The organism is Nocardioides lacusdianchii, from assembly GCF_020102855.1.
Classification (GTDB): Bacteria; Actinomycetota; Actinomycetes; order Propionibacteriales; family Nocardioidaceae; genus Nocardioides; species Nocardioides lacusdianchii.
Genome location: NZ_JADHZD010000004.1, coordinates 255623 through 280478, shown reverse-complemented (window position 1 = coordinate 280478; position 24856 = coordinate 255623). Strand labels below are relative to the sequence as shown.

The window sequence follows — 24856 nt, the reverse complement described above, 5'->3', positions numbered from 1 at the left end:
CAGCCTAGCGATATCATCACCGTGACCGAGCCGCCGACTTCTTGACCGGCGGCCGCCTGTATGTGCGCGGTTGGCACTCCTGCTTGCACGCCTTCCCGAGTGGACTGACCGCATACGCGTGGGACATCCGACTCTTCGAAAGCGACACATCCGTGACCACCACCTTCCGCGACTTGGGCGTCCTGCCCGAGATCTGCGACGCGCTCGAGCGCGCCGGCATCACCACCCCCTTCGCCATCCAGGAGATGACCCTCTCGGTCGCCCTGCTCGGCACCGACCTGATCGGCCAGGCCCGCACGGGCACCGGCAAGACCCTCGCCTTCGGCATCCCGGTCCTCCAGCGCTCCATCGCGCCGAGCAACCCGGCCTACGCCGACCTCCCGCAGGGCAAGCCGCAGGCCCTCATCGTCGCCCCCACCCGTGAGCTCGCGCTCCAGGTGTCCAACGACCTCCACCTCGCCAGCAAGGACATGGGCCTGCGGGTCCTCACCGTCTACGGCGGCGTCGGCTACGACACCCAGCTCGAGGCCCTCGAGTCCGGCGTCGACATCGTGGTCGGCACCCCCGGTCGCCTCATCGACCTGGCCAACCGCCGTGCCCTCGACCTCTCCCACGTGCACGCGCTCGTGCTCGACGAGGCCGACGAGATGCTCGACCTCGGCTTCCTGCCCGACGTCATCACGCTGCTGTCGAAGACGCCCGAGACCCGCCAGACGATGCTGTTCTCGGCCACCATGCCGTCGGCGATCGTCGCGCTGGCCCGCACCCACATGCGCCACCCGATGAACATCCGCGCCGAGTCGTCGTACGACACCACGATGGTGCCGGCGACCGCGCAGTTCATCTACCTGGCCCACGACCTCGACAAGCCCGAGATCATCGGCCGGGTCCTGCAGGCCGAGGACGCCGAGAAGATCATCGTCTTCACCCGCACCAAGCGCCAGGCGCAGCGGGTCGCCGACGACCTCGCCGAGCGCGGGTTCAGCTCCTCCCCCCTGCACGGCGACATGGCCCAGGTCGCGCGCGAGAAGGCGCTGGCGAAGTTCCGCGAGGACAAGATCCGCGTGCTCGTGGCCACCGACGTCGCCGCCCGCGGCATCGACGTGCGCGGCGTGTCCCACGTCATCAACTACACCTGCCCCGAGGACGACAAGACCTACGTCCACCGCATCGGCCGCACCGGCCGCGCGGGCGCCTCGGGCATCGCGATCACCTTCGTCGACTGGGCGGACGTGCACCGCTGGAAGATGATCAACAAGACCCTCGACCTGCCCTTCCCGGAGCCGCAGGAGACCTACTCGACCTCCGAGCACCTCTTCCACGACCAGGGCATCCCGGCCGGCACCAAGGGCCGCATCGTCGACCCCGCGCCGGTGGAGAAGAAGGAGCGCCCGCAGCGCGAGCGCGGCTCGCGTGACGGTGGCTCGCGTGATGGCGGCTCCCGCGACGGCGGCACGCGCGAGAAGGCGTCCGGCGACGCACCGCGTCGGCGCAACCGCAGCCGCAGCAGGACCCGCGGCGGCGCCCCGGTGAAGGACACCCAGGCCTGAGCCCTAGCGGGCCGCCGTCCTCGTGGCGGCGGCCTTCTTGGCCGGCTTCTTCTTCGCCGTCTTCTTCGCCTTCGGCCGGGCGGCGCGCTCCACGAGGTTCTTCGCGACCTCGCGGTAGGCCTGCGCCCCCTTGTTGGTGCGGCTCGTCGCGAGGATCGAGCGACCCGCCGCGGGTGCCTCGGCGAACTTGATCGTCTTGGGGATCGGCGGCTCGACGACCTCGAGGTCGTAGGTCTCGCTGATGGTCTCCAGCACCGTGCGGGCGTGGTTGGTGCGGCCGTCGTAGAGCGTCGGCAGCACGCCCCACACCTCGAGGCCGCGGTTGGTGAAGCGGCGTACGTCGTGGACGGTGTCGAGCAGCTGGCCGACCCCGCGGTGCGACAGCGTCTCGCACTGCAGCGGCACCAGCACGCCGTCGGCAGCCGTGAGCGCGGCGACCGTCAGCACGCCGAGCGAGGGCGGGCAGTCGAGCAGCACCCAGTCGTACGCCTCGTCGCCGAGGTCCTCGGCGAGCTGCTCGAGCGCGCCCTTGATGACGTGCTCGCGCCCGGTGCGGGTCAGCAGGTCGGCCTCCGCGCGGGCGAGCTCGATGGTGGCGGGCAGGACGTCGACGCCGTCCTCGGTCTCGATGATCACCTCGATCGGGTCCACGCCCTGGGTCAGGACGTGGTGGACCGAGACGTCGAGGTCCTCGGGGTCGATGCCGAGGGAGAAGGTCAGGCACGCCTGGGGGTCGAGGTCGACCAGCAGGACGCGATGGCCCAGCTCGGCCAGCGCGGCCCCGATCGACGCGACGGAGGTGGTCTTGGCGACGCCACCCTTCTGGTTGGCGACGGCCAGCGTGATCGGGCTCTGTGTGCTCATCACCGCCCATTGTGCCGGACGGGGTCGCGGGCGGTGGGGTCGTCCTGAAATGCTGGCCGCATGCCTCCCCAGAAGACGACCTCCCTCATCACCGGCGCGACCGCCGGCATCGGCCACGAGTACGCCGTCCAGCTCGCCGCGCGCGGCGACGACCTCGTCCTGGTCGCCCGCGACGCGGCCCGCCTCGAGGCGGTGGCCGAGGAGCTTCGCCGCGCCCACCAGGTCGACGTCGAGGTGCTGGTCGCCGACCTCACCGACCGCGCGGACCTGGCCCGCGTGGAGGCGCGCCTGGCCGATCGCGACAACCCGGTCGACCTGCTGGTCAACAACGCCGGCTTCGGGCTGAAGAAGCGCTTCCTCGACAACACCGCCGACGAGGAGACCGCGATGCTCGAGGTGCTGGTCACCGCGGTGCTGCGGCTGAGCCACGCCGCTCTCGGCGCGATGGCCGAGCGCGGCCACGGGGGAATCATCAACGTCTCCAGCGTCGCCGCCTTCCTCCCCCGGGGCAGCTACTCCGCCGCCAAGGCGTGGGTCAACAGCTTCAGCGAGTGGGCGCACCTGGAGTACGCCTCGCGTGGCGTGAAGGTCATGGCCCTGTGCCCGGGCTTCACCAAGACCGAGTTCCACGAGCGGATGCAGGTCACGCGCGGCGACGGGTTCATGTGGCTCGACGTCGAGTTCCTCGTGAGCACGTCGCTGAAGGACTTCGAGAAGGGTCGCGTCTACTCGATCCCGGGAGCGCAGTACAAGGCCGTCCGCGCGCTCACCTCGGTCATCCCCAACCGGGTGCTGCGGCTGACGCAGTCGATGGGACGGAAGTAGTGCCCGCGACCGCCACCATCGCCGCCGTCCTGTGGGACATGGACGGCACCCTCATCGACAGCGAGCCGATCTGGATCGCGCAGCAGTTCGCCATGGCCGAGCAGCACGGCGGGACGTGGTCGACCGAGCAGGGCCTGGCGCTCGTGGGTGCGGACATGCACGACACCGCGCTGGCGATGCAGGCGGCGGGCGTCGACCTCGAGGCGGCCGAGCTGGTCGCGACGCTGGAGCGCGCGGTCATCGACTCGCTCCGCGAGACCGTGCCGTGGCGTCCGGGTGCACGGGAGCTGCTGACAGCCCTGCGGCAGCAGGGCGTCCCCTGTGCCATCGCGACCACCTCGAGCCACGAGATGGCCGCGCTGGTGGCGGGTGCCGCGCCGGACGGTGCCATCAGCGTGGTCGTCGGTGCCGAGGACGTCACCCGCACCAAGCCGTCGCCCGAGCCCTACCTGCGCGCGGCCGAGCTGCTCGGCGTACGCATCGAGCAGTGTGTGGCGGTCGAGGACTCGTCCAACGGGCTCGCGTCGGCCATGGCGTCGGGTGCCGCGACGCTCGCCGTGCCGAACGACGCGGTGCTGCCTGACGTCGGCGACTTCACCACCTGGCCGACCCTTGCGGGCCGGACGGTCGCAGACCTCGCCGCGCTGCTGGGGTGACGGAGGGCGCCCTGCGAACATCCGGATCTGGTACATGCGCGGTCATGCCTCAGGTCGGCTCCTCGCCCCACCACGGCTCGGTGACCACAACGCGGTACGCCGCCCCCAGCGCGGAGCGGATCTCACCGAGCAGGCGCTTGCCCTCTCGGAGCCATGCGGTGTCGCCGACCGAGTCCAGCGGCACCTTGTCCTCGCTATAGGCGCTGTTCCAGGCCGCCACCTCGGCAACGAGGTCAGGGTGCACCCCTAGCCGACCGAGGTCGACGGGCACGCCCTCCTCGGTCCACACCGGGCCGGGGCCGTAGTCGGGCCAGAACTCCAGGACGGTCACCGAGGCAGTCTGACCATCTTCGACGTGAAGCGCACTCATCTGCCGCGATCGAACAGCGGAGAAGGTCGTTCTGAGTCGGCCAGGAACCGGCCGGGTGCGCGCTTGCAGCCCGATCACCACGCGAATGATCGGGCTGTGGGGCGGTCAGGGTCTCGGGCAATGCCCGGGTGGGTCGCTCCTGATCGTGGCGCCGGAGGGAAGGGTCCACTCGTAGGACCCGTCGTCCAGGTGACGGTAGGAGAAGTCGCCGAAGGTCTTGGCGCGGTGGTGCCTGCGGCACAGGGGCGCGAGGTTCGCCGGTCGGGTCTGCCCCGGCGGACCACCCTCGTCCATCGGGACGTACTCCTCGGTGTGGTCGAGGTCGCAGCGGACTGAGGGGCGCCCGCACCGCGGGTAGACACACGTCTCGTCCCGCAACCGGACCATCTCGGCCATCCGGGCCGGCGGGTCATGGGCGTCGACCGGCGGATGCGCCGCGGGGTCGAGGTCCACGACCGGCTTGACGGTCACCTGCCCTGCACACAGCAGCCACGACCTCAGGCGACCGGCCAGCATCGGTCCCAGCGTGGGTGAGTGGGCGACGCCGTGCCTGTCGTCAAGGAGGTCGCGGTCCGTGACGTGGAAGACCAGCACCGCCTCGCCCTCACTGCCCGAGGACGTGCGGAACGGGTCGGCCGAGCCGTGGGCGACGTCATCGGCGATGCAGACCGCCGGATCGGACTCCGGGTCGAGACCTCGTTCCGGGTCACTGAAATCAGCTGCGGCCAGCAGGTCAAGGGCCTTCTGCGGGTCCGCGAGCACCCCGACAGCGTGCGCCCGCCGCACACCCGCCTCACCCTCGTGGCCCAGCGACCGCATCGTCGCGGCCATCGTCGACACCGTGTGGTCGAACGCGACCGCGTCCGCGGTGTCGAGGGTCATGAACACCGCGGAGGTGCCTGGTGCGCCCTCCTCGTGGTGCACCTCGACCTTCCGAGCGTCCATCGCGGCGTCGTGGTCGGCGATCGCACGGTCGGGGTCGGCGTACAACCGGGCCTCGTGGACCAGCACCCCGACCCGGTGCGGGTTCAACCGACGCGGCTGCCAGGCCAGCAACCGGTCCGCATGCTCTGCCGCACTCAAGGTGAGGTCGCGGGACTCGCTCGCGGCCAGACGGGCCAGGTGCACGGGGACCCGCAGCGCACGCACCAGCGCGCACAGCCGCGGGAGGCGGTGGGCCAGGTCGAGCACGTCACCCAGCAATGCCAACGTCGCCTCGTGGGACACGTCCAACACGGCCGCGAGCTCCATCACGCAGAACTCCGCCACCAGCGGCGTCCCCTCCCCGGCGAGGGGCAGCGCTCGCTCACCGAACAAGGCCGCAGCAGTCCCGGGCGTACGGATCGTGTCCGAGCGCCAGCCCGCAACCTCGCCCGATTCCGCGTCCGGCCCCACCACGTGCGCGTGTGCCCACGCCAGCGCCGCCTCCAGCACCTCCACCTCGACCCGCCGCTTCGCGCTCATCGCCGCGGCCGCACGATCCAGCGCCACCCGGTCGGCGACCAGGGTGTCGGAGGTGAGCGTCGAGGTGGACATGCGTCCATCGTCCCAGACGCCACCGACACCCTGACCTGCCAGATCAGATCTGTGGAGAACTATTTTCGAACAGGTGTCGCACCCGCTCCAATGAGCTCCTGGAGGAGCGCCGCTGAGCCGCTAACAGGCCACCTGACCGACCTCCTCCACGAGCACCGGCGCTCCCGGCTCGCGCAGCTCGGCGGCCGGGACGTCCGCCCACAGGTCGGCGAAGGCGAGGCCGGTGCGCTCCTCGAGCATGTCGAGCGGGACGAGGTAGGTGTCGAAGTCGTCGAGGAAGGCCTGCTCGTCCCAGCGCGCCAGCACGAGGCGCTGGGACAGGACGAACGCCTTGCACCTCAGCTCGCCGTCCATCCTGTAGACGACGACCTTCCAGTGCTCGCGGGGGACCTGCACGATGCCGCGATAGGTCGGGTCGTCCTCGCGGAGCACCGGGCCCGCGAAGAGCGTCAGCCGCCGGTCCTCGAGGCCGTCCTGGGCGAGGACGGCGTTCTCGAGCAGACCCCAGGCGCCACCCCGTCCGGACTGGTTGAAGTCGTCCATCTGGGGCGTGATGTTGGTGAAGAAGAAGGAGTCGGAGTTCGCCGCCCGGGCCTCCTCCAGGCTGCCCCACAGCAGGTCTGAGCGACGGGCCACGTGCCCGCGGTCGAGCCGGTTGTCGGCGTACGCCTCGTCCAGCGTCTGCGCCGACGCGGGGATGCGCGGGTCGGCCCGGAACCGCTCGCCGGACCGGCTGATCGACTCGCTGGGGAAGAGCCGGAGCCCGTCGATGTGCCACGCCACCCACCAGGCCAGGCGGCGGGTGGGGTGCATCTGCACGGTGAAGTGGGTGTAGTCCAGGAGTGCGCCGCCCGCGACCTCACCGGTGCCGGGTGGGGCGAGCGGGGTCTGCAGGAAGTCGCTGTCGTACCCGAGGTCGGCCATGGGACGAGTGTCCCGCGACCGGGACGTCATGAGAACCGGGCGTTCGGACCGCGATTTCCCATGACGCAAGCCCGGCGGCTTCTTCGAGCGGGTACCTAGCGGAGCGCGGCCAACCAGCGGTGCCCCGGATCCACCAGCTCCAGCGAGCTCTGCAACCACGACCGGGCGGTGGGAGCGAGCAGCGGCGCGCAGACCTCGAAGTCCACCTGGTCCTTCGGCCGCACCGCGCGCGCCTTGTGCAGCAGCTGCACCTCGGGTCGCAGGTAGGTGATGCCGTCCCGCTCCCAGAGGATCTCCGCCAGCGGCAGGCTGACCCGGGCATCGCGCTTGAAGGTCCAGGTGGTCTGCGTGGCGTGCATCAGGATGACGTCGTACTCCCACGGCTGCGCACCACTCGGGCGCAACCAGAGGTTCTCGCACTCATCGGAGAGCAGGTCCTCCCCGGGCGCCAGCGGGCGGAGCGTGCCCGAGTCCGCCTGCCAGACGTCGAGGCGACCCGACAGGTGCTCCCGCAGCGCCTGGGCATCGGAGCGCAGGATGCTCGGGTCGACGTCGTCGTGCGGGCGCGCGATGCCGGTGTACGCCTCGATGGCCCAGCCGCCGGCGATCCACCACGGTCGGTCGTAGCCCTGCATCAGGTCGACGGCGTCCTGCGGGGTGCGCGCCAGCCACGGCCCGTAGAGGCGGACGATCTCGTCGTGGTCGAGCACGCGGACCTCAGGGGGCCTGCGAGGAAGCCAGCGACAGCAGCCGTTCGTACTGCTCCGGGTCGGTCGTGTGCACGCCGAGGTCGTGGTCGATCTTGCCGAGCCCGTGGTGGTCGCTGCTGCCGGTGACGGCGAGGTCGAGGTCGCGGGCGATGCCGCGCACTCGGCCCGCTCGGCCGGCGAGTGGTCCTGGTGGTCGACCTCGATGCCGGCGAGGCCGAGGTCCTTGAGCCGTGCGAGCGCCGCGTCGTCGAGGACCGAGCGTCCGCTGCGGCCCCAGGGGTGCGCGATCACGGTGACGCCGCCGGCCGCGACGACGAGCCCGATCATCTCCTCCAGCGGCGTGGCGTAGCGGTTGGCGTAGCCCGGACGGCCCGGGTTGAGCAGGTCGTCGAAGGCCTGGGTGCGGTCGCGCGCGACGCCCATCCGCACCAGCGCGTCGGCGACGTGGGGGCGTCCGGCGGCGACGGATCCGCCTGCCTCACGGCGTACGTCGTCCTCGGTGATGTCGATGCCGTGCCCGCGCAGGGCCGCGACGATCGCAGGGGTGCGCTCGGTGCGGCCGGCGAGGATGCGGTCGAGGGCTGCGACGAGGGGCGGGTACGTCGGGTCGGGGAGGTAGCCGAGCAGGTGCACGCCGCGGTGGCCGAGCCGCGTGCTGATCTCGAGGCCCGGCACGAGCGTGATGCCGACCTCCTCGGCCGCGCGACCTGCCTCCGCCCAGCCCGACATCGCGTCGTGGTCGGTCAGCGCGACGACGTCCAGCCCGGCCGCCGCGGCCGCGCGCACCAGGTCGCCGGGGGTGTCGGTGCCGTCGCTGGCCGCGGAGTGGGTGTGGAGGTCGATCCGCACGTCGGCCTCAGCTGTTCCACTTCAGCAGGACGGGGGTCTCCCGCTCGAAGCCCAGCACCGAGATCGTCGAGACGTCGAGGCGGAAGAAGCGTCCCTCGGTCGCGGACTGCTCGAGCCAGCGGGCGGTGAGCACCCGCAGCGAGTGGCCGTGGGCGAAGACGAGGGTGCGGCGCTGGCCGCGGGCACGCTCCACGACGCGGTCCAGGCGGGCAGCCACTTCCTCGGCGCTCTCGCCACCCGGCGACGGGTGCGTCCACACCGTCCAGCCGGGCACGGTCTCGCGGATCTCGGGCGTGGTGATGCCCTCGTAGTCACCGTAGGCCCACTCGACGAGGTCCTCGTCGGGCTCGGCGTCGGCGAAGCCCGCCAGCTCGGCCGTACGCCGGGCGCGCTGGCGTGGGCTGGTGAGCACGAGGTCGAACTCCACGTCGGCCAGGCGCGGGGCCAGCTCGCAGGCGGCGGCCTCGCCGACCTCGGTCAGCGGCAGGTCGGTGGTGGAGGTGTGCTTGCCGTCGCGGCTCCACTCGGTCTCGCCGTGGCGCACCAGCCAGAGCTCAGGGGCAGGGGCAGACATGCCCGCGAGTCTGCCACGGAGCGGTGCGAGGCCTGCCACGATGCTCGGCATGAGCGCGTCGCCGCCCGCGGACCCCGGCCTGCGGCGCGCCCGCGCGGCGATCGCGGCAGCCTTCTTCACCCAGGGCCTGGTCTTCATCAGCCTCACCACGCGGCTGCCGCGCTTCCAGGACCGCTGGGACCTCGGCGAGCTCGCGCTGTCCGGGGTGCTGCTGATGATGGTGCTGCTCGCCGGCGCCGGGTCGCTCGTCGCCGAGCGGCTCGCCCCGCGCCTCGACAGCGCCGTCGTGCTGCGTGCGGGGCTGCTCGTCATCGCCTGCTCGGTGGCCGCGGTCGTGCTGGCGCCGACCACGCTCGTCTTCGTGCTCGCCCTGGCGGCGTACGGCGTGGGGCTGGGGCTGGTCGACGCGACCGGCAACATGCAGGCGGTCGCCCTCGAGCACCGCATGGGCCGGGTCGTGCTGCCGTCGTGCCACGGCGCGTGGACGCTCGGCGGCGTCGTCGCAGCCGTGCTCACTCTCGCGACGAGCGGGGCACCCTGGTCGGCCGTCGCAGCCGTCGCGGTGCTGCCGCTGGCGGCCACCGCAGCGCCGTACCTCGCCCGCGACCACGGCACGGCCGCCACCTCGACCGAGACGGACGTGCCGTGGCGCGCGATCGTGATGATCGGGCTCGCGCTCGTCGTCTTCTACACGGTGGACACCGCTGCGGCGACGTGGGGACCGGTCTACCTCGACGACGTCTTCGACGCCCCGGAGGACCTGGTCGCCCTGGCCACGCTCCCCTACCTGGTTGCGAGCGGGCTGGTGCGCCTGGTCGGCGACCGGCTCACCGAGCAGGTGGGGGCCGTACGCCTGCTGCGCGCGGGCGCCGCGGTCGCGTTCGTCGCGCTCGCACTCGTGGTGGCGGCCCCGTCGTGGCCGGTGGCCGTGGTCGGCTTCACGCTGCTCGGCTGCGGGGTCGCGGTCGTGGCGCCACTGAGCTTCTCAGCCGCCGCGGCCCTCGCCGGTCGGGACGCCGACCCGGCGACGCGGCACGCGCGGGTGGACGCGGTGGTGGCGCGGTTCAACCAGTTCAACTACGCCGGTGCGCTGCTGGGCGCGGTCATGACCGGCGCAGTGGGCGCGGGCTCGCTGCGCGTCGGCTTCGCCGTGCCGCTGGTGCTGGTCGTGGCGCTCTTCTGGCTGGCGCGCGCCTTCGCGCCGGCGGACGACGTGGTGTCGGAGCCGTCCGCCGGCACGTGAGGCTCAGACCCGGGGCTCAGACCCCGCCGCCGCCGGCCTTGCGGCGGTGCATCGGCTTGGCGACGTTCTTGTCGTTGACCTCCGAGCCGTGGGCCTTCTCGCGCGCCGCTGCGCTGTCGTCGGGGTGGTCGTGGCCCTTCTTGCGCTCGAGGGCCTCCCTCATCTTCGCCTTGATGTCCGCGTTGGGGTCCTGGTCGGCCATGGGGTCCTCCTGGGTTGACGTGAGGGCTCTCGTGCGTCGGACCACCCACCCTGCCAAAGGCGTCAAGAGGGGTCGAGCGATTAACCGCGGCGCGGCTGCCTGAGCACGTCGAGGCGTCCTGCGAGACCGCCCGACATGCGGTGCACGTGCCACCGGCAGTCGCCGAGCATCACGTCGTACGCCGCGTCGCCGAACTCGGCGCGGTAGCGCTCGGGCTCGCGGAGCAGGCGCGCCAGGTGCAGCAGCGCGCGGCCGCCCGCCCCCTCCTGCTCCTGCGACCACTCGCCCCACTCCCCTGCCAGGTCGATCGAGTCGACCACCTCGAGGCCGGAGCGCGCGATCGCGTCGTCCACGACCCGCGCGTCGGCACTGGCGGGCACCACGCCCATCACGTCGAAGAGCCAGTCGGCCTCGTCGAGGGGAAGCAGGTCGGTCGCGACCACCTGGTAGGACACGACGTGGCCGCCCGGACGCAGCACCCGGGCGAACTCCGCCCAGGCGTCCTCGGGGTGCTCGACGTGGACCATCACGTCGCGGCACCAGACCAGGTCGAGCGAGGCGTCGGGCGTCGGGCGTCGGGAGGGCCGTCGCGGTGCCGCGCTCGAAGGAGACCCGCGACGCGATCTCGGGCACGAGGTCGCGCCGGGCCGCGCGGGCCAGGTCGAGGTGGCGCTGCACGGGGTCGATGCCGAGGACCCGCAGGCCGAAGTGCGTCGCCAGCCGGAAGGCGTGGGCCCCTTCACCGCAGCCGACGTCGACCACCCGGCTGTCGGGCGGCAGGTCGAGCTCGCGCACCACCTGCAGCATGATCGAGGGGTCGCGCGGGGCGAGGCTCTCGTCGAGGCGCGACGCGAAGGCCTCCTCGAGGCGCGGGTAGGTGTCGTAGAAGAACTCGCGATCCCAGGCCACGGGGGGAGTCTGCCGCACCCAGTAGGGTCACCGGCATGGCTCGGCGCGTGTTCCTCCACGTCGGCACGGCCAAGTCGGGCACCACCTACCTCCAGGACCTCTGGTGGCGCCACCGCGACGAGCTGCGCGAGCGCGGGCTGCTGCTCCCGGGGACCGGTCGTCGCGAGCACTTCACCGCCGCCGCGCTGGTCAAGGGCATGACCGCCCACGTCGAGCGGCTCGACGAGCACGAGCTCGCGACCTGGCCGCGCCTCGTCGACGAGACCGGATCATGGGCGGGCGACGTCCTCCTCAGCAACGAGCACTTCGCCGACTCACCACCCGACGCGGCTGCCGCGGCGCTGGCCGACCTCGCCGCCGCGGCCGACGAGGTCCACGTCGTGATCACCGCACGCGACCTCGGCCGCGTCCTGCCCTCGGCGTGGCAGCAGCGCGTGAAGATGGGCGCCCGCCAGCCCTACCGCCGCTTCCTCGCCACCGTGCGGCGCGGCGAGGACGACCAGAAGTTCTGGCGCTACCAGGACGTGACCGCCATCGCGGACCGCTGGTCCGCCGGCCTCCCGTCCGACCGCGTCCACCTCGCCGTCGTACCCCCGTCGGGCGCGCCGCGCGACGAGCTCTGGTCGCGCACGGCCGCGGTCCTGGGCCTCGACGTGACGGGGCTCGACACCGAGTCGCGCCGACCGAACGACTCGCTCGGGCTCGTGGAGGCCGAGCTGCTGCGGCGCGTCAACGAGCGCGTCCCCCGCCCGCGCCGCTCACCGGCGCTCACCCGCCACGTCAAGGGCACGTTCGTGCCGGAGGCGCTGGCCGGCTCCGCCGAGCGGGAGTCGTTCGTGCTGCCCGCCCGGCACCACGCCTGGGTCCTCGAGCGCTCGCAGGCCACCGTCGCCGAGCTGGGCGCACGGGCGTACGACGTCGTCGGCGACCTCGTCGACCTGCTGCCCGCCGACCCGCGCGCGGGTCGTACGCCCGACGACGCGACCGATGCCGAGCTGCTGGCCGCGGCCACGACCGTGGTCGCACGCCTGGGCGTCGCGACCGTGCCCGCGACCCTCGACGAGGCGCTCGACCTCGTCACGGCGGACCTCCTGCGGCGGAGCTGACCTCAGCGCGGGACGAGCGCCCAGTAGTCGAGGTCGAGCAGCACGCCGTCGGCGTACTTCCCGTCCTCACCACGCAGCGTCATCGACTCGTCGCGTCCACGGGTCGCCACCAGGCGCAGCCGCAGCGCGCCGACGCCGGGCGCGGCGAGCTCGGCGACGTCCAGCACCTCCGACCACGCGTGGACGGTGTCGGCGGCGAAGGCCGGTGCGACGTGGGCGCCCGCGTTGATCGCGGCGACGAGCTGGGCGTTGGCGAGGCCGTTGAAGGAGAGCGCGCGGGCCAGCGAGATGACGTGGCCGCCGTAGACGAGGCGGCGGCCGTCGGGACGGGCGTCGGTGTTGAAGTGCACCTTCGCGGTGTTCTGCCACAGGCGCGTGGCCATCATGTGCTCGGCATCCGTGAGGGTCACGCCGTCGACGTGGTCGATCCGCTCCCCCACCTCGTAGTCGCCGAGCCGGTGCGGCGATCCGGCCGCCGCGGCGTCGTACGCCGAGAAGTCGAGGCCGGCGGGCACCACCAGGTCGCCGGGAGCGACGGCGTCGGCGAGCGTGGGCACCACGGTCTCGGGGGCCGGGGACTCCGCAGAGCGCTTGTGCACCATCACCCAGCGCGCCCAGTCGAGGACGACCTCGCCGCGCTGGTTGGTCGCGGTCGAGCGCACCCAGACCACGCCCGTGCGACCGTTGGAGTTCTCCTTGAGGCCGATGACCTCCGACCGGGTGCGCAGCGTGTCGCCCGGCACGACGGGCAGGTGGAAGCGGCACTCCGCGTAGCCGAGGTTGGCGACCGCGTTGAGCGAGACGTCGGCGACGGTCTTGCCGAAGGCGACGTGAAAGCCCACCAGCTCCTCGACGGGGTGCGGCGAGAGGCCGACCGAGGCGGCGAACTCCGCCGAGGACGGCACCGCGAAGCGGGTCGGGTAGATCGCGCCGTAGAGCGCGCGGTCACCCTCGGTGATCGTGCGCGGGGTGGCGTGCTCGATGACCTGCCCGAGCGTGAAGTCCTCGAAGAAGTTGCCGGCGTTCGTCTTCATGCCGCACATCGTGCCGCAGCGGCCGCCGTCCGGGCGGCCGCAGTCACGTGGGATGCGTCACGACCGCGTCGGGCCGTCCAGGACCTCGCCCTGCAACGTGGTGACCAGCCGGGCCGTCGCGCCCGAGGGCGAGCGGACGAGGATGGTGATGCGGGGACCGGCTCCGCGGTCGGCCAGGAGCGCCTGCACCAGCCGACCGCGCGGCCCCAGCAGGGAGCGCGTCGCGTCGACATTGGCCGCAAGGCCGCTGGAGCCGAGCGTGCCGAGGTCGACCATCGCCGCAGGGTCGCGGGTCGAGGCCGCCTCCTGGCGCCAGCTCCCGTCGTAGGACCACACCTCCGACCGCGACCGCCCTCCCGGCACCGGGACCCGCACGGTGACGCCGTCGGGCTCGACCCGGACCTCTCGGGCGAGGGTGGTGCCGAACCGTTCCTCGTAGGACCCCACGAAGCGACGGAGCTGGCCGGGCGTGACCTCGAACCCGATCGTCGTCGCCGGCGCGGCGGTCACGTCCTCCCGGAACGTGGTCTCGGAGGAGGGCCCCGCGGCGAGCGCGAAGAGCGCCACCAGGCCCGCGACGCCGCCCCCGACGACGACCAGGAACAGACTGAGGCCCACCAGCACGCCCCCGGAGTGGCGTGCCCGCAGCCCCGGACCTCGCACCGGCACGCGCGCCATCGGCGCCGCCGCGGGCGCTCCGGCGACGGGGCGCAGGTCGCGGGTCAGGGTGACGAGCTCGTCGCGGGTCTCCGCTCCCCGGGCCCTGTCCAGGCGCAGGTCGCGGTCGGCCTGGCCGATCTGGCCGTCGGCGTACGCCGCCTCGATGAGTGCGACGAACCGCTCGCGCTCCGCGTCCTTGACCCCGAACCCCCGCATGGGAGGTGAGTCTAGGCCTCCGACTGCTTGCTGAAGGCGGCGTCGAAGGACTGCGCCGGCGGGTCGAAGTCGAGGGAGCGCAGGTGCGCCAGCGCCTCCGGAGCACCCCGCAGCCGGTCCATGCCGGCGTCCTCCCACTCGACCGAGATCGGGCCGTCGTAGCCGATCGCGGTGAGCGTGCGGAAGCAGTCCTCCCACGGGATGTCGCCGTGCCCGGTGGACACGAAGGTCCAGCCGCGGCGCGGGTCGTCCCAGGGCAGGTGCGAGGAGAGGATCCCGTTGCGGCCGCCGCCCATCCGCATCCGGGTGTCCTTGCAGTCCACGTGGTAGATCCGGTCGGCGAAGTCGGTGATGAAGGCGACCGGGTCGATGCCCTGCCAGAGCATGTGGCTGGGGTCCCAGTTGATGCCGAAGGCCGGGCGGTTGTCGACGGCGTCCAGTGCGCGGCGGGTGGTCCAGTAGTCGTAGGCGATCTCGGACGGGTGCACCTCGTGGGCGAACCGCACGCCGCACTCGTCGAAGACGTCGAGGATCGGGTTCCACCGGTCGGCGAAGTCCTGGTAGCCGGCCTCGATGCGCTCGGCCGGCACGGGCGGGAACATCGCGACGTACTGCCAGATCGAGGACCCGGTGAAGCCGACGACGGTCTTCACGCCGAGCTTCTGCGCGAGCCGGGCGGTCAGCTTCATCTCCTCCGCGGCGCGCTGGCGCACCCCCTCGGGGTCGCCGTCGCCCCACACGCGCTCGCGCACGATCGCCTGGTGGCGGAAGTCGATCGGGTCGTCGCAGATCGCCTGACCGGTGAGGTGGTTGGAGATCGCGTGCAGCTGGAGGCCGTGCTCCTCGAGGATCGCCAGGCGCGAGGCGACGTAGTCGTCGTCGTCCCAGCGCCACGCGTCGAGGTGGTCGCCGGACACCGCGACCTCGAGGCCGTCGTAGCCCCACGAGGCGGCGAGGCGCGCGACCTCCTCCAGCGGCAGGTCGGCCCACTGGCCGGTGAACAGCGTGAACGGTCGTCCCATCAGATCTCCACTCCTCGGTCCACACGGACATGATCGCCGTCGCGCTCGGCGCTGGCCTCGATCGCGGCCAGCACCCGCTGCACGGCGAGCCCGTCCTCGAACGACGGCGTCGGGTCCTGCCCCGCGGCGAGCGCGGCGAGGAGGTCGGCGGCCTGGTTGGTGAACGTGGCGTCCCATCCCAGCACATGTCCCGGTGGCCACCAGCCGTCGACATAGGGGTGGTCCGGCTCGGTGACGAGCACGCGGGAGAAGCTGTCGGCGCCGTCGAGGCACACGTCGAGGTGGTTGAGCGACTCGAGGTCGAAGCGCAGCGCGCCGTCGCTGCCGTAGACCTCGATGCCGAGGGCGTTCTTGCGGGCGGTGGCCATCCGGGTGACCTCCAGGCTGACCACGGCGCCACCGTCGGTGCGCATGGTGGTCCAGGCGGCGTCGTCGACGGTCACGTCCTCGACCCCGTCCGCGCCCGCACGCTGCGGCACGAAGGTGCGGGTCACCGCGTTGACACCGGTGACCTCCTGGCCGAGCAGGAACCGCACCTGGTCGACCGCGTGGGAGGCCAGGTCTCCGAGCGCGCCCGACCCGGCGGTCTCGCGGCGCAGCCGCCACGTCATGGGCGCTGACGCGTCGGCGAGCCAGTCCTGGAGGTAGGCGATGCGCACCTGGCGCACGTCGCCGATGCGGCCGGCGGCCACGTGCTGCCGCGCGAGCGCGAGGGCCGGCACCCGGCGGTAGTTGAAGCCCACCATCGAGTGGACGCCGCGCTCGCGTGCGGCACGGGCGGTCGCGACCATCTTCTCGGCCTCGGCCATCGTGTTGGCGAGCGGTTTCTCGGCGATCACGTGCTTGCCGGCCTCGAGCGCGGCGATCGCGACCTCGGCGTGGAGGTGTCCCGGGACGCAGACGTCCACGACGTCGATGTCGTCGCGCTCGAGCACCGAGCGCCAGTCGGTGGCCGACTCGGCCCAGCCGTACTGGTCGGCGGCCGCCGCGACGGCGTCCGCGTCACGTCCGACCAGCACCTGCTGGCGTACGCCGGGGGCGCCGGGGCGCAGTGCCGCGGCGTTGCGCCAGGCGTGGGAGTGCGCCTTGCCCATGAAGGCGTAGCCGATGACGGCGACGCCGAGGGCGGGAGGTGGGGTGCTCATGGGGTCTCCTGGTGGACCGGTGCGGGGAGGGAGCGCAGGAATGCGAGGCCGTCGCGGGCCAGGTCGTCCTGGGTGGTGGCCAGCGGCCGCCAGATGGAGGCGGCGGTGGCGATGGAGGCGTTGTCGGCGGTGAAGCTCTCGATGACGAGCGGGCCGCCGTAGCCCACCTCGTCGAGCGCGGCGAGGAGCGCCGGCCAGTCGGTCTGGTCCCCGCCCGGGGCCCCGCGGTCGCTGCCGCAGACCTGGACGTGGACGAGGTGCTGCCCGGCGGCGCGCACGGCGTCGGCGCTCGAGCGCTCCTCGATGTTGAGGTGGTAGGTGTCCAGCGCCAGGCCGAGGCCCTCGCCGAGCAGCGGGCCGAGGGCGGTCAGGGCCTGGTCGACGGTGTTGACCAGGGAGGTCTCGTAGCGGTTGAGCGGCTCGATGCCCAGGCGTACGCCGCGGTCGACGGCGTGCGCGACGACGGGTGCGAGGTGGGTGCGCACGGCGTCGTACGCCGCCTGCCGCTCCCCCGCGTCCATCCGCCACACCCGTCCGGTGGCGGCGTAGAACGGTCCGCACACCGACCGCGCGCCGATCGCGGCGGCGAGGTCGATGCAGGCGCGCAGGTAGTCCTGCGTGGCCGGCACGCACGCCGGGTCCACGAGGTCGCGGCCCGGCGCCATCGCGCCCACGACGTACGGCCTCAGGCCGGTCGCGGCGAGCGCGTCGGCGACCACAGGTGCGGTGAGGTCGCCGGCGTTCTCCAGCGGCAGCTCGACGGCGTCGAAGCCCATCGCGGCGACGCGGCGGAGCAGGTCCGCGACGTCCGCGTCGGTGAGCGGTGAGGTCCAGACCCACGTGTTCACGCCGATCTCGCGCATCGGGTCACGGTCCTTTCAGTCAGGGGGTGTCGGTGGGCCGGGCTCGGGACCCGACCCACCGACGTACGGAGGGCGCTGCTCAGCGGTGCCGGATCAGGGGATCTGGCGCTCCTGCCAGACCTCCGGGTAGCCCGGCAGGTCCTCCCCGCCGAACTTCGCGTAGTGGCCGTCAGGCATCCCGTCGTTGGCCTCCAGGAAGTCACCGCGCTCGTCCTCGGTGATCGGGACCTGCGGCAGGACCCACTCCTTCGGGACCTCCTCGCCGGCCCAGATCTTCTCCAGCGCCAGGAGCGGGGTGCGCCACTGGAAGTTGCTGTAGACGGGAGCCAGGCCGGTCAGTCCGGTGTCCTCCCACTTGCGCAGGAAGCTCATCTCGTCCTCGCCGGTCATGACCGGCAGGTCGGCACCGAAGTCCTCGAAGGCCTCGATCGCGGCGACGGCACCGTCGCCGGCGTCCATCCACACACCGTGGACCTCGCCCTTGTTGAGCTCGTCGGTGATGAAGGTCTTGATCTCGGTCGGGTCGGCGCCGGTGAAGAAGTCGACCGCCTCGATCCCGTTCTCGTCGAAGAGCTTCTCGGCTGCGGCCCAGCGCTGCTCGAGGACGTCGACACCGGGCAGGATGCGCAGCGCGACGACCTTGTCGCCCTCCTCGAGGTTGTCGATGAGGAACTCGGCGGTGTCGATGCCCCACGCGAAGCCACCGATCGGGTGGATGAAGGTGGTGGCGCAGTCGGTCTCCACGCCGCGGTCGAAGACCACGACGGGCTTGCCGGTCTCGCACGCACGCTCGACCGCATCGGTCATGGCCGCGGTGGAGTTGGGCGAGATGATGAAGGCGTCGCAGTTGCCCTCGGAGATGAAGTAGTCGATGTCGGCGATCTGGGTGTTGTCGTCGTCGCCGGCGTCGCGGGTCTCCATCTCGGAGATGACGCCCTTGTCCACGAGCGCCTCGAGCTGCTGGTTCATGGTGATCCAGCCGGTCTGGCGCCAGGGGTTGGAGATCGAGGCGTTGGCGAAGCACGCCTTGCCCGCCTGGTCCGACGCGTACTCGGCGGTGTCGGTCATCTCACCGTCGATGTACTGCAGCCACGGGGTCTCGGGGTCGCCCTCGAAGGTCGCAGAGCGCTGCTCGAACTGCTCGTCGTAGACGGCCTGGTCGAACCACTCCTGGTCGTCGGCCGGGCTCTCCTCCGAGGCGTCCGGGGACTCGGAGGACTCCGAGCTCTCGTCGGTCCCCGAGGTGGAGTCCGTGGGGTCCTCGGTGCTGCAGGACGTGGCGAACACCCCGAGCAGCAGTGCCGAGGCCACGGCCATCGGCGCGCGGTGAATCCTTCTGCGCATCAGATTTCTCCTGTTTCTGTGCCCGGGCGGGCAGTGGTGGGTGATGGTGCGGATGCAGCGGGTGGTGCGGGTGGTGAGCTCTTCGAGGGGCGCCGGCCCAGGGACCAGGCGCGGCCGGCGGCAGCGACGGCGAGGATGATGATCACGCCCTGCACGGTCGGCCTCCAGGTCGATTCGATCTCCTGGAAGTTGAGGAACGAGAACAGCAGCTCGAGCGCGAAGGCGCCGGCCGCGGCGGACAGGATCCAGCCGCGTCCACCGCCGAGCACGACCCCGCCGAGGACGACGGCGGTGATCGCCTGGAACTCGTAGCCGGCCCCGACCGAGGGATGCACGCCGGCGTAGCCGACCAGCAGGATGCCGGCGACCGTGGCCGAGAGCGAGGAGAGCATGAAGGCGCGGGTCTTGACCCACCACACGTGCGCGCCGGCCAGCGCGGCGGCGTCCGGGTTGTCGCCCGTCGCGATGATGGTCCGGCCGAACGGCGAGCGCATCAGCCACACACCGCCGACCATGACCAGCACCAGGACGATCACGGGATAGGGCAGCACCTCGACCACGGGCACGTCCTGGATGCCGCCCCGACCGATCTCGCGGAACGAGTCGACCGGGTTGCCGGTCGCCGCCCCGCCGGTCAGGAAGCGGACGAGCCCGCCGAGGGCCAGCATCGTGCCGAGGGTGACGATGAAGCTCGGCACCCGCAGCAGCGTCGTGCCGAGGCCGTTGACCAGCCCCACCAGGGCGCCGATGACCAGCATCAGCACGAGTGCCGGGAGCACCCGTCCCTCGTCGTCGCCGATGTAGTTGCCCGCGATGACGACCTGGGTGGCGATGACCGCGCCCATGGAGAGGTCGAACTCGCCGGAGACGATCACGTAGTACTGGCCCATGGCCGCGATGGCGATCGGCGCGGTCCGGCCGATGAACCGGATCAGCTGCGGCGGCTCGCCGAAGGACGGGTTGGCCGAGAGGACCGCGACGAAGAGGATCGCGGCCAGGATGAAGACCGCCCCGCCGGGCGTGACGGCCCCGCGCACCAGGCGCCGGGGCAGCGAGCCATCGGTCAGCGGGAGCGTGCGGCCGGGCCGGCCCTGGGCGGTCGTCGCGCTCATGCCGACTCCCCCTTCCGGCCCGCGCGGGACGGACCGGTCACGACGTCGAGGACGGCTGGTCGCGAGGCGCCGAAGCGCGGAGGACGGCGTACGACGCTGCGGCGGGCGTAGACGGCGACCGCCAGCACGATCACCAGCCCGCGGACGAAGTCCTTGAGGAACGGGTTGACCTGCATCACGCCCATGACGTTGTCGAGGACCGCGAAGATCGCGACGCCGCCGATGGTGCCCACGACGCTGCCCTTGCCGCCGGCGAGCAGGGTGCCGCCCAGGACGACGGCGGCGATGGAGAGCAGGTCGTAGCGTCCCTGCGACCCGATCGTCGGGGAGCCGACGCCCGTGCGGGAGAGCAGGAGCAGCGCGGCCACGCCGGCCAGCACCGAGCAGAGCACGTGGGCGGCGACCACCGGGAGCGCGGTCCGCACGCCCGACATCCGGGCGACGTCGCGGTTGCCGCCGATGGCGTAGACGTGGTGGCCCAGTCGGGTGTGGCGGAGCATGAGGGTCACGAGGACGGCACAGACCAGCAGGATGACGAAGGCCGTGGGGATCCACCCCGCGATGCCGCTGCGGCCGAGCAGCCTCAGGTCGGGGGCGGCGGCGCCGTGGCTGCCCTGGTAGTTGGTGCCGAGGTAGCCGCTCACGACCAGGCCGATGCCCAGGCTGGCGATGAAGCCGTGCACGTGCAGCAGGCTGACCAGCAGCCCCATCACCAGGCCGATCACGGCGCACAGCGCCAGGGTGTTGACGACCGCTGCCGGGATGTTGCCGTCGAGGCCCTTCATGCCGCCCGCCGCGATCACGGTCGCGAGGCTGACGACGTAGGGCACCGACAGGTCGAGGCTCCCGACCAGGATCACCAGGGTCTGGCCGATCGCGATCAGGCCGAGCACGCTCATCGCGGTCAGGACCGCCCACACGTTGCCCTGGCTGAAGAAGTTGCGGCCCTCCACGCCAGTGAGCACGGCGGAGACGGCCACGACGGCGACCAGCACCAGGTAGATGAGGGCCGTGGAGTCCAGCCGGGTCGCGCGCGTCATGCCGCGTCCCCCTCGTCCACGCCCGTTGCGCCGGTGGCCATGGCGAGCACGGCCTCCTCGCTCGACCCGGCAGGCAGCTCGCCCGCGAGCGTGCCGTCGCGCATCACCAGGATCCGGTCGGACATCCCGATCACCTCGGGGAGCTCGCTGGAGACCATCAGCACGGCCACGCCCTGCCGGGTCAGCTCGCGCATGAGCTCGTAGACGCGGTGCTTGGCGCCCACGTCGATGCCCCGGGTGGGCTCGTCCATCAGCACCACCAGCGGGTCGATGCTCAGCCAGCGGGCGAGCACGACCTTCTGCTGGTTGCCGCCGGAGAGGAACTGCACCTCCTGGCCGAGGCTGTGCGCGGCGACGTCGAGGTTCGACAGCACGCCCGGCATCTCGCGACGGGCCTCGCCGGTGCGCCGCGGGAACACCGAGCGCACCACGCCGAGCGCGTTGTCGAGGATGGACTGGTTGAGCGCGAGCCCCTTGGCCTTGCGGTCCTCGGTGATGAAGGCCAGCCGGGCGCGTACGCCTTGGCGCGGGCTGGTCACCCGCAGCGGGGCGCCGTCCAGGCTGAGGCTGCCGCGGGCGACCGGGTGGACGCCGAAGACGGTCTCGAGGAGCTCGGTGCGGCCCGAGCCCTGCAGGCCGGCGAGACCGACGATCTCCCCCGCCCGGACCTCGAGCGTCACGTCGTCGACGTAGCCGTTGCCGACCCCGCTCAGCGCCAGGCGTACGTCACCGACCTCGACGTCGTCCGGCTTGTCGGGGAAGTACGTCGTCAGCGACCGCCCCACCATCAGCCGGACGAGCTCGCCCTCGGAGAGCTCCGAGGCCGGCTTCGTGGCGACGTGCCGGCCGTCCTTGAGGACGGTGATCGTCTCGCAGAGCTCGAAGACCTCCTTGAGCCGGTGGGAGACGTAGAGGATCGCCACGCCCCGGTCGGTCAGGCGCCGGATGATCGAGTAGAGCAGCTCGACCTCGTGGTCGGCGAGCGCGGCGGTCGGCTCGTCCATCTGGATCACCCGCGCGTCGAAGCTCACCGCCTTCGCGATCTCCACCACCTGCTGCTCGGCGACCGAGAGGCTGCGGACGAGGGTGCCGGCACGGAGTCCGGACACGCCGAGCCCGGCGAGCAGCTCGTCGGTGTCGCGCCGCATCCGGGCGGTGTCGACCGGGCCCACGGCCCCGAAGCGGCGGGGCTCGCGACCGAGCCAGATGTTCTCCGCGATCGTGCGCTCGAGGAGCAGGTTGAACTCCTGGAACACCGTGGAGACGCCGGCGCGCTGGGCCTGCACGGGGTGGCCGAAGGAGACCTGCTCGCCGCCGACCACGATCTCGCCCCGGTCGGGCGTGTGCACGCCGGCCAGCATCTTCATCAGCGTCGACTTGCCGGCGCCGTTCTCGCCCACGAGTCCGTGGACCTGACCGGCGTGCAGCGTCAGGTCCACGTCGGCGAGCACGGTGTTGCCGAAGAAGCTCTTGGTCATCGCCGTGGCGACGAGTGCAGGGGTGTCGGGCACGCGGCAACTGTGGCATGCGTCACGGGCTTTTGTCGAGCACCTTTCAAAAGTCTCATGCCTAGCGTGGAAAGTCGCCGATGTGCTTGACTCCGGCGGTGCGCACCGGCGAGCTCTTCGACCTCCTCCGCGACGGACGGCCGTGGACCCGCGCGCAGCTCGCCGAGGCCACCGGCCTCGCCCGCTCCACCATCACCGCCCGGATCGACGTCCTGATGCGCCTCGGGCTCGTCGCGCCGTTTGGCGGCGCCCGGTCGACGGGCGGCCGGCCGCCCGCCCTCTTCGCGCTCAACCCGACCGCGCGACTCGTCGTCGGGGTCGACGTCGGCGCGACCCACGCCCGGGCCGCGCTGACCGACCTCAACGGCTCGATCCTGGGCGAGGTGGATGCGAGCCTGGCCGTCGCGGAGGGCCCGGAGGTCGTGCTCTCCTGGGTGGTGGAGTCGGTGCGCGACCTCATCGCCGCGAGCGGACGCCCGATCGAGCACCTCGCCGCCATCGGGATCGGCCTGCCGGGCCCCGTCGAGCACTCCACGGGGCGTCCGATCAACCCGCCGATCATGCCCGGCTGGGACCGCTTCGACGTCCCCGGCCGCCTGCAGCAGAGCTATCCGGTGCCGGTGCTCGTCGACAACGACGTCAACATCATGGCGCTGGGCGAGCGCCGCCTGCACCTGCGCGACGTCGACGACCTGGTGCTCATCAAGGTCGCGACCGGCATCGGCGCCGGCATCGTGTCCGGTGGTGTGCTCCAGCGCGGCGCGCAGGGCACCGCGGGGGACCTCGGGCACGTCCGGGTCCCGGGCGCCGACGACGTCCTGTGCCGCTGCGGCAACTCGGGCTGCCTGGAGGCCGTCGCGGCCGGTCCGGCCCTCGCCGCAGCGGTGCGCGCCGAGGGCGTGGCCGCCGAGACCGGCGGCGACGTGGTCGACCTGGTCCGCGCCGGCAGCCGGCCGGCCATGGCCGTCGTGCGGCAGGCCGGGCGCGACATCGGCGAGGTCGTCGCCACCATGGTGAACCTGATCAACCCGTCGGTGGTGGTGATCGGCGGGCAGGTCGCCGGTGCCGGCGAGCACCTGCTGGCCGGGATCCGGGAGTCGGTCTACCAGCGCTCGCTGCCGCTGGCCACCGAGCACCTGCGCATCGTCACCTCACGCGCGGGCGGCGAGGCGGCCGTGCTGGGAGCCTCGGCGCTCGCGATCGAGCACGTGCTCTCCCCCGACGCCGTCGAGGCGGCGAGCGAGGCCCTCGCCATCGCCGACGCGGCGCTCGAGGCAGCCGGTCAGCGCAGCTTGTAGTCCTTGAGCAGGCTGCGCCCGATGATCATCTTCTGGATGTCGGAGGTGCCCTCGCCGATCAGCATGAAGGCCGACTCGCGGTAGAGCCGCTCGATCTCGTACTCCTTGGAGTAGCCGTAGCCACCGTGGATCCGGAAGGACGCCTCGACGACCTCGTTGCAGTACTCCGAGGCCAGCATCTTCGCCATGCCCGCCTCGACGTCCATGCGCTGGCCGGAGTCCTTCATCCGCGCCGCCTTCACCATCATGGTGTGGGCGGTCTCGACCTTGGTCGCCATCTCGGCGAGGCGGAACAGCACGGCCTGGTGCTCGGCGATCGGCTTGCCGAACGTCTCGCGCTGCTGCGAGTAGGCCACACCGAGCTCGAAGGCACGGTTGGCGATGCCGCAGGCCCGGGCCGCGACGTTGACGCGACCGACCTCGACGCCGTCCATCATCTGGTAGAAGCCCTTGCCGGGCTCCCCGCCCAGGACCTGGTCGGCGGAGATGCGGTGGTTCTCGAAGATGGCCTCGGTCGTGTCGACGCCCTTGTAGCCCATCTTGTCGATCTTGCCCGGGATGGTGAGGCCGGGTGCGGTCTCGCCGAAGCCGGGCTCCTTCTCCACCAGGAAGGTCGTCATGTTCTTGTACGGCGTCTCGGCACCCTCGTCGGTCTTGGTCAGCACCGCGATCAGGGTCGACGACCCGCCGTTGGTCAGCCACATCTTCTGGCCGTTGATGACGTAGTCGTCACCGTCACGCACGGCCTTGGTCGAGATCGCCGACACGTCGGACCCGAGGCCGGGCTCGGACATGGAGAAGGCGCCGCGCACCTCGCCGGTGGCCATGCGGGGCAGGTACTTCTGCTTCTGCTCCTCGGTGCCGTGGTGCATGAGCATGTAGGCCACGATGAAGTGGGTGTTGATCACGCCCGAGACGCTCATCCAGCCGCGGGCGATCTCCTCCACGCACAGCGCGTAGGTCAGCAGCGACTCGCCGAGGCCGTCGTACTCCTCGGGGATCATCAGGCCGAAGATGCCGAGCTCCTTGAGCCCCTCGACGATCTCGGTGGGGTACTCGTCCTTGTGCTCGAGCTCGTTGGCCACCGGGATGATCTTCTCGTCCACGAACTGCCGCACGGCCTTGAGGATCTCGGTCTGGTCCTCGGTGAGACCTTCGGTCTGGCAGAGACGAGGCATGGCGTGGGCTCCTGTGCGGTCGCGGGGCGGAACGTTCGGGAGTCTAGTTACGAGTCGTTCACCTGGGCAGGGGCTGCGCCGGAGACTGATGTCACATGCCCGTGCGTGAGAGAATCGC

The 24856-nt window shown here is 72.0% G+C and carries 23 protein-coding genes and 2 pseudogenes; 6 read left to right on the top strand and 19 right to left on the bottom strand.

What is annotated here, in order from left to right; translation table 11 throughout:
* Positions 1-152: 152 nt before the first annotated feature.
* Complete coding sequence (locus tag IRX98_RS07830; RefSeq protein ID WP_224275561.1) at positions 153-1550, top strand: DEAD/DEAH box helicase; 1398 nt, start codon at positions 153-155, stop codon at positions 1548-1550.
* Between the two features lie 3 nt (positions 1551-1553).
* Here the strand turns inward: IRX98_RS07830 and IRX98_RS07825 are convergent, their stop codons facing one another.
* Complete coding sequence (locus IRX98_RS07825; RefSeq protein WP_224275556.1) at positions 1554-2414, bottom strand: ParA family protein; 861 nt, start codon at positions 2412-2414, stop codon at positions 1554-1556.
* 60 nt (positions 2415-2474) lie between these two features.
* Between IRX98_RS07825 and IRX98_RS07820 the strand changes: the two genes are divergently transcribed.
* Together IRX98_RS07820 and IRX98_RS07815 are read left to right on the top strand one after the other, a co-directional pair.
* Positions 2475-3239, top strand: coding sequence for an SDR family NAD(P)-dependent oxidoreductase (locus IRX98_RS07820; RefSeq protein ID WP_224275553.1), 765 nt, complete (start codon positions 2475-2477; stop codon positions 3237-3239).
* Positions 3239-3895: an HAD family hydrolase gene (locus IRX98_RS07815; protein WP_224275551.1), complete on the top strand. Its 657-nt coding sequence runs from the start codon at positions 3239-3241 to the stop codon at positions 3893-3895. Before IRX98_RS07820 ends, IRX98_RS07815 begins: the two co-directional genes overlap by 1 nt.
* 49 nt (positions 3896-3944) lie before the next feature.
* On the opposite strand, the gene IRX98_RS07810 is transcribed toward IRX98_RS07815, so the two are convergent.
* The 5 genes from IRX98_RS07810 to IRX98_RS07785 all read right to left on the bottom strand — a co-directional run bounded on the left by IRX98_RS07810 (position 3945) and on the right by IRX98_RS07785 (position 8858).
* Positions 3945-4226, bottom strand: coding sequence for an immunity protein CdiI family protein (locus tag IRX98_RS07810; protein WP_224275548.1), 282 nt, complete (start codon positions 4224-4226; stop codon positions 3945-3947).
* Between the two features lie 144 nt (positions 4227-4370).
* A complete protein-coding gene (locus IRX98_RS07805) occupies positions 4371-5801 on the bottom strand; it encodes an HNH endonuclease signature motif containing protein (RefSeq protein ID WP_224275544.1) in 1431 nt (476 codons plus the stop codon).
* Between the two features lie 120 nt (positions 5802-5921).
* Positions 5922-6725 carry a DNA/RNA non-specific endonuclease gene (locus tag IRX98_RS07800; protein WP_224275541.1) on the bottom strand — a complete coding sequence of 268 codons (804 nt, stop codon included), beginning with the start codon at positions 6723-6725 and terminating at the stop codon, positions 5922-5924.
* A gap of 95 nt (positions 6726-6820) precedes the next feature.
* Positions 6821-8284 (bottom strand): PHP domain-containing protein, encoded by a 1464-nt coding sequence (locus IRX98_RS23385; RefSeq protein ID WP_308044412.1) that lies wholly within the window; start codon positions 8282-8284, stop codon positions 6821-6823.
* Positions 8285-8291: 7 nt separating this feature from the next.
* Positions 8292-8858, bottom strand: coding sequence for a histidine phosphatase family protein (locus IRX98_RS07785; RefSeq protein WP_224275536.1), 567 nt, complete (start codon positions 8856-8858; stop codon positions 8292-8294).
* A 49-nt stretch (positions 8859-8907) separates the two neighbouring features.
* On the opposite strand from IRX98_RS07785, the gene IRX98_RS07780 reads away from it, so the two are divergent.
* On the top strand, positions 8908-10101 hold the full coding sequence (locus IRX98_RS07780; protein ID WP_224275533.1) for an MFS transporter: 1194 nt from the start codon (positions 8908-8910) through the stop codon (positions 10099-10101).
* Between the two features lie 16 nt (positions 10102-10117).
* Here IRX98_RS07780 and IRX98_RS07775 read toward each other — a convergent pair whose 3' ends face one another.
* The 3 genes and pseudogenes from IRX98_RS07775 to IRX98_RS23725 form a co-directional block, all read right to left on the bottom strand.
* Positions 10118-10303, bottom strand: coding sequence for a DUF5302 domain-containing protein (locus tag IRX98_RS07775; RefSeq protein WP_224275530.1), 186 nt, complete (start codon positions 10301-10303; stop codon positions 10118-10120).
* An 80-nt stretch (positions 10304-10383) separates the two neighbouring features.
* Positions 10384-10863 (bottom strand): annotated as a pseudogene (locus IRX98_RS07770) (methyltransferase domain-containing protein); the annotation flags it as partial.
* A 16-nt stretch (positions 10864-10879) separates the two neighbouring features.
* Positions 10880-11110, bottom strand: a pseudogene (locus IRX98_RS23725) (SAM-dependent methyltransferase); the annotation flags it as partial.
* A 137-nt stretch (positions 11111-11247) separates the two neighbouring features.
* On the opposite strand from IRX98_RS23725, the gene IRX98_RS07765 reads away from it, so the two are divergent.
* Positions 11248-12318: a hypothetical protein gene (locus IRX98_RS07765; RefSeq protein ID WP_224275528.1), complete on the top strand. Its 1071-nt coding sequence runs from the start codon at positions 11248-11250 to the stop codon at positions 12316-12318.
* Between the two features lie 2 nt (positions 12319-12320).
* Here IRX98_RS07765 and IRX98_RS07760 read toward each other — a convergent pair whose 3' ends face one another.
* From IRX98_RS07760 to IRX98_RS07720, 9 genes are all read right to left on the bottom strand, one after another.
* Positions 12321-13352 (bottom strand): MaoC family dehydratase, encoded by a 1032-nt coding sequence (locus tag IRX98_RS07760; RefSeq protein ID WP_224275526.1) that lies wholly within the window; start codon positions 13350-13352, stop codon positions 12321-12323.
* Between the two features lie 57 nt (positions 13353-13409).
* Complete coding sequence (locus IRX98_RS07755; RefSeq protein WP_224275522.1) at positions 13410-14228, bottom strand: DUF1707 SHOCT-like domain-containing protein; 819 nt, start codon at positions 14226-14228, stop codon at positions 13410-13412.
* Positions 14229-14239: 11 nt separating this feature from the next.
* Positions 14240-15250, bottom strand: coding sequence for a sugar phosphate isomerase/epimerase family protein (locus IRX98_RS07750; protein ID WP_224275519.1), 1011 nt, complete (start codon positions 15248-15250; stop codon positions 14240-14242).
* Positions 15250-16395: a Gfo/Idh/MocA family protein gene (locus IRX98_RS07745; RefSeq protein WP_224275516.1), complete on the bottom strand. Its 1146-nt coding sequence runs from the start codon at positions 16393-16395 to the stop codon at positions 15250-15252. Before IRX98_RS07745 ends, IRX98_RS07750 begins: the two co-directional genes overlap by 1 nt.
* Positions 16392-17258 (bottom strand): sugar phosphate isomerase/epimerase family protein, encoded by an 867-nt coding sequence (locus tag IRX98_RS07740; protein ID WP_224275513.1) that lies wholly within the window; start codon positions 17256-17258, stop codon positions 16392-16394. The genes IRX98_RS07745 and IRX98_RS07740 overlap by 4 nt, the downstream gene beginning before the upstream one ends.
* A gap of 93 nt (positions 17259-17351) precedes the next feature.
* On the bottom strand, positions 17352-18602 hold the full coding sequence (locus tag IRX98_RS07735) for a substrate-binding domain-containing protein (RefSeq protein ID WP_224275509.1): 1251 nt from the start codon (positions 18600-18602) through the stop codon (positions 17352-17354).
* A complete protein-coding gene (locus IRX98_RS07730) occupies positions 18602-19714 on the bottom strand; it encodes an ABC transporter permease (protein WP_224275507.1) in 1113 nt (370 codons plus the stop codon). The genes IRX98_RS07735 and IRX98_RS07730 overlap by 1 nt, the downstream gene beginning before the upstream one ends.
* Positions 19711-20754, bottom strand: coding sequence for an ABC transporter permease (locus IRX98_RS07725; protein WP_224275503.1), 1044 nt, complete (start codon positions 20752-20754; stop codon positions 19711-19713). The genes IRX98_RS07730 and IRX98_RS07725 overlap by 4 nt, the downstream gene beginning before the upstream one ends.
* The gene (locus tag IRX98_RS07720; RefSeq protein WP_224275499.1) at positions 20751-22265 is read right to left on the bottom strand and encodes a sugar ABC transporter ATP-binding protein; all 1515 of its coding nucleotides are present in this window, start codon (positions 22263-22265) and stop codon (positions 20751-20753) included. The genes IRX98_RS07725 and IRX98_RS07720 overlap by 4 nt, the downstream gene beginning before the upstream one ends.
* A 95-nt stretch (positions 22266-22360) precedes the next feature.
* Here IRX98_RS07720 and IRX98_RS07715 point away from each other — a divergent pair, with 95 nt between their 5' ends.
* Positions 22361-23560: an ROK family transcriptional regulator gene (locus tag IRX98_RS07715; RefSeq protein WP_224275497.1), complete on the top strand. Its 1200-nt coding sequence runs from the start codon at positions 22361-22363 to the stop codon at positions 23558-23560.
* Here the strand turns inward: IRX98_RS07715 and IRX98_RS07710 are convergent.
* Entirely contained in the window at positions 23545-24738 is a 1194-nt protein-coding gene (locus IRX98_RS07710; protein ID WP_224275494.1) for an acyl-CoA dehydrogenase family protein, read from the bottom strand. The genes IRX98_RS07715 and IRX98_RS07710 overlap by 16 nt on opposite strands.
* Positions 24739-24856 lie beyond the last annotated feature (118 nt).

What these genes read in the sequence shown, in the direction of transcription:
- IRX98_RS07825 (WP_224275556.1), bottom strand. Translation starts at nt 2,414, where the DNA reads ATGAGCACACAGAGCCCGATCACGCTGGCCGTCGCCAACCAGAAGGGT.
- IRX98_RS07820 (WP_224275553.1), top strand. Translation starts at nt 2,475, where the DNA reads ATGCCTCCCCAGAAGACGACCTCCCTCATCACCGGCGCGACCGCCGGC.
- IRX98_RS07805 (WP_224275544.1), bottom strand. Translation starts at nt 5,801, where the DNA reads ATGTCCACCTCGACGCTCACCTCCGACACCCTGGTCGCCGACCGGGTG.
- IRX98_RS07800 (WP_224275541.1), bottom strand. Translation starts at nt 6,725, where the DNA reads ATGGCCGACCTCGGGTACGACAGCGACTTCCTGCAGACCCCGCTCGCC.
- IRX98_RS07785 (WP_224275536.1), bottom strand. Translation starts at nt 8,858, where the DNA reads ATGTCTGCCCCTGCCCCTGAGCTCTGGCTGGTGCGCCACGGCGAGACC.
- IRX98_RS07780 (WP_224275533.1), top strand. Translation starts at nt 8,908, where the DNA reads ATGAGCGCGTCGCCGCCCGCGGACCCCGGCCTGCGGCGCGCCCGCGCG.
- IRX98_RS07775 (WP_224275530.1), bottom strand. Translation starts at nt 10,303, where the DNA reads ATGGCCGACCAGGACCCCAACGCGGACATCAAGGCGAAGATGAGGGAG.
- IRX98_RS07765 (WP_224275528.1), top strand. Translation starts at nt 11,248, where the DNA reads ATGGCTCGGCGCGTGTTCCTCCACGTCGGCACGGCCAAGTCGGGCACC.
- IRX98_RS07760 (WP_224275526.1), bottom strand. Translation starts at nt 13,352, where the DNA reads ATGAAGACGAACGCCGGCAACTTCTTCGAGGACTTCACGCTCGGGCAG.
- IRX98_RS07755 (WP_224275522.1), bottom strand. Translation starts at nt 14,228, where the DNA reads ATGCGGGGGTTCGGGGTCAAGGACGCGGAGCGCGAGCGGTTCGTCGCA.
- IRX98_RS07750 (WP_224275519.1), bottom strand. Translation starts at nt 15,250, where the DNA reads ATGGGACGACCGTTCACGCTGTTCACCGGCCAGTGGGCCGACCTGCCG.
- IRX98_RS07745 (WP_224275516.1), bottom strand. Translation starts at nt 16,395, where the DNA reads ATGAGCACCCCACCTCCCGCCCTCGGCGTCGCCGTCATCGGCTACGCC.
- IRX98_RS07740 (WP_224275513.1), bottom strand. Translation starts at nt 17,258, where the DNA reads ATGCGCGAGATCGGCGTGAACACGTGGGTCTGGACCTCACCGCTCACC.
- IRX98_RS07735 (WP_224275509.1), bottom strand. Translation starts at nt 18,602, where the DNA reads ATGCGCAGAAGGATTCACCGCGCGCCGATGGCCGTGGCCTCGGCACTG.
- IRX98_RS07730 (WP_224275507.1), bottom strand. Translation starts at nt 19,714, where the DNA reads ATGAGCGCGACGACCGCCCAGGGCCGGCCCGGCCGCACGCTCCCGCTG.
- IRX98_RS07725 (WP_224275503.1), bottom strand. Translation starts at nt 20,754, where the DNA reads ATGACGCGCGCGACCCGGCTGGACTCCACGGCCCTCATCTACCTGGTG.
- IRX98_RS07710 (WP_224275494.1), bottom strand. Translation starts at nt 24,738, where the DNA reads ATGCCTCGTCTCTGCCAGACCGAAGGTCTCACCGAGGACCAGACCGAG.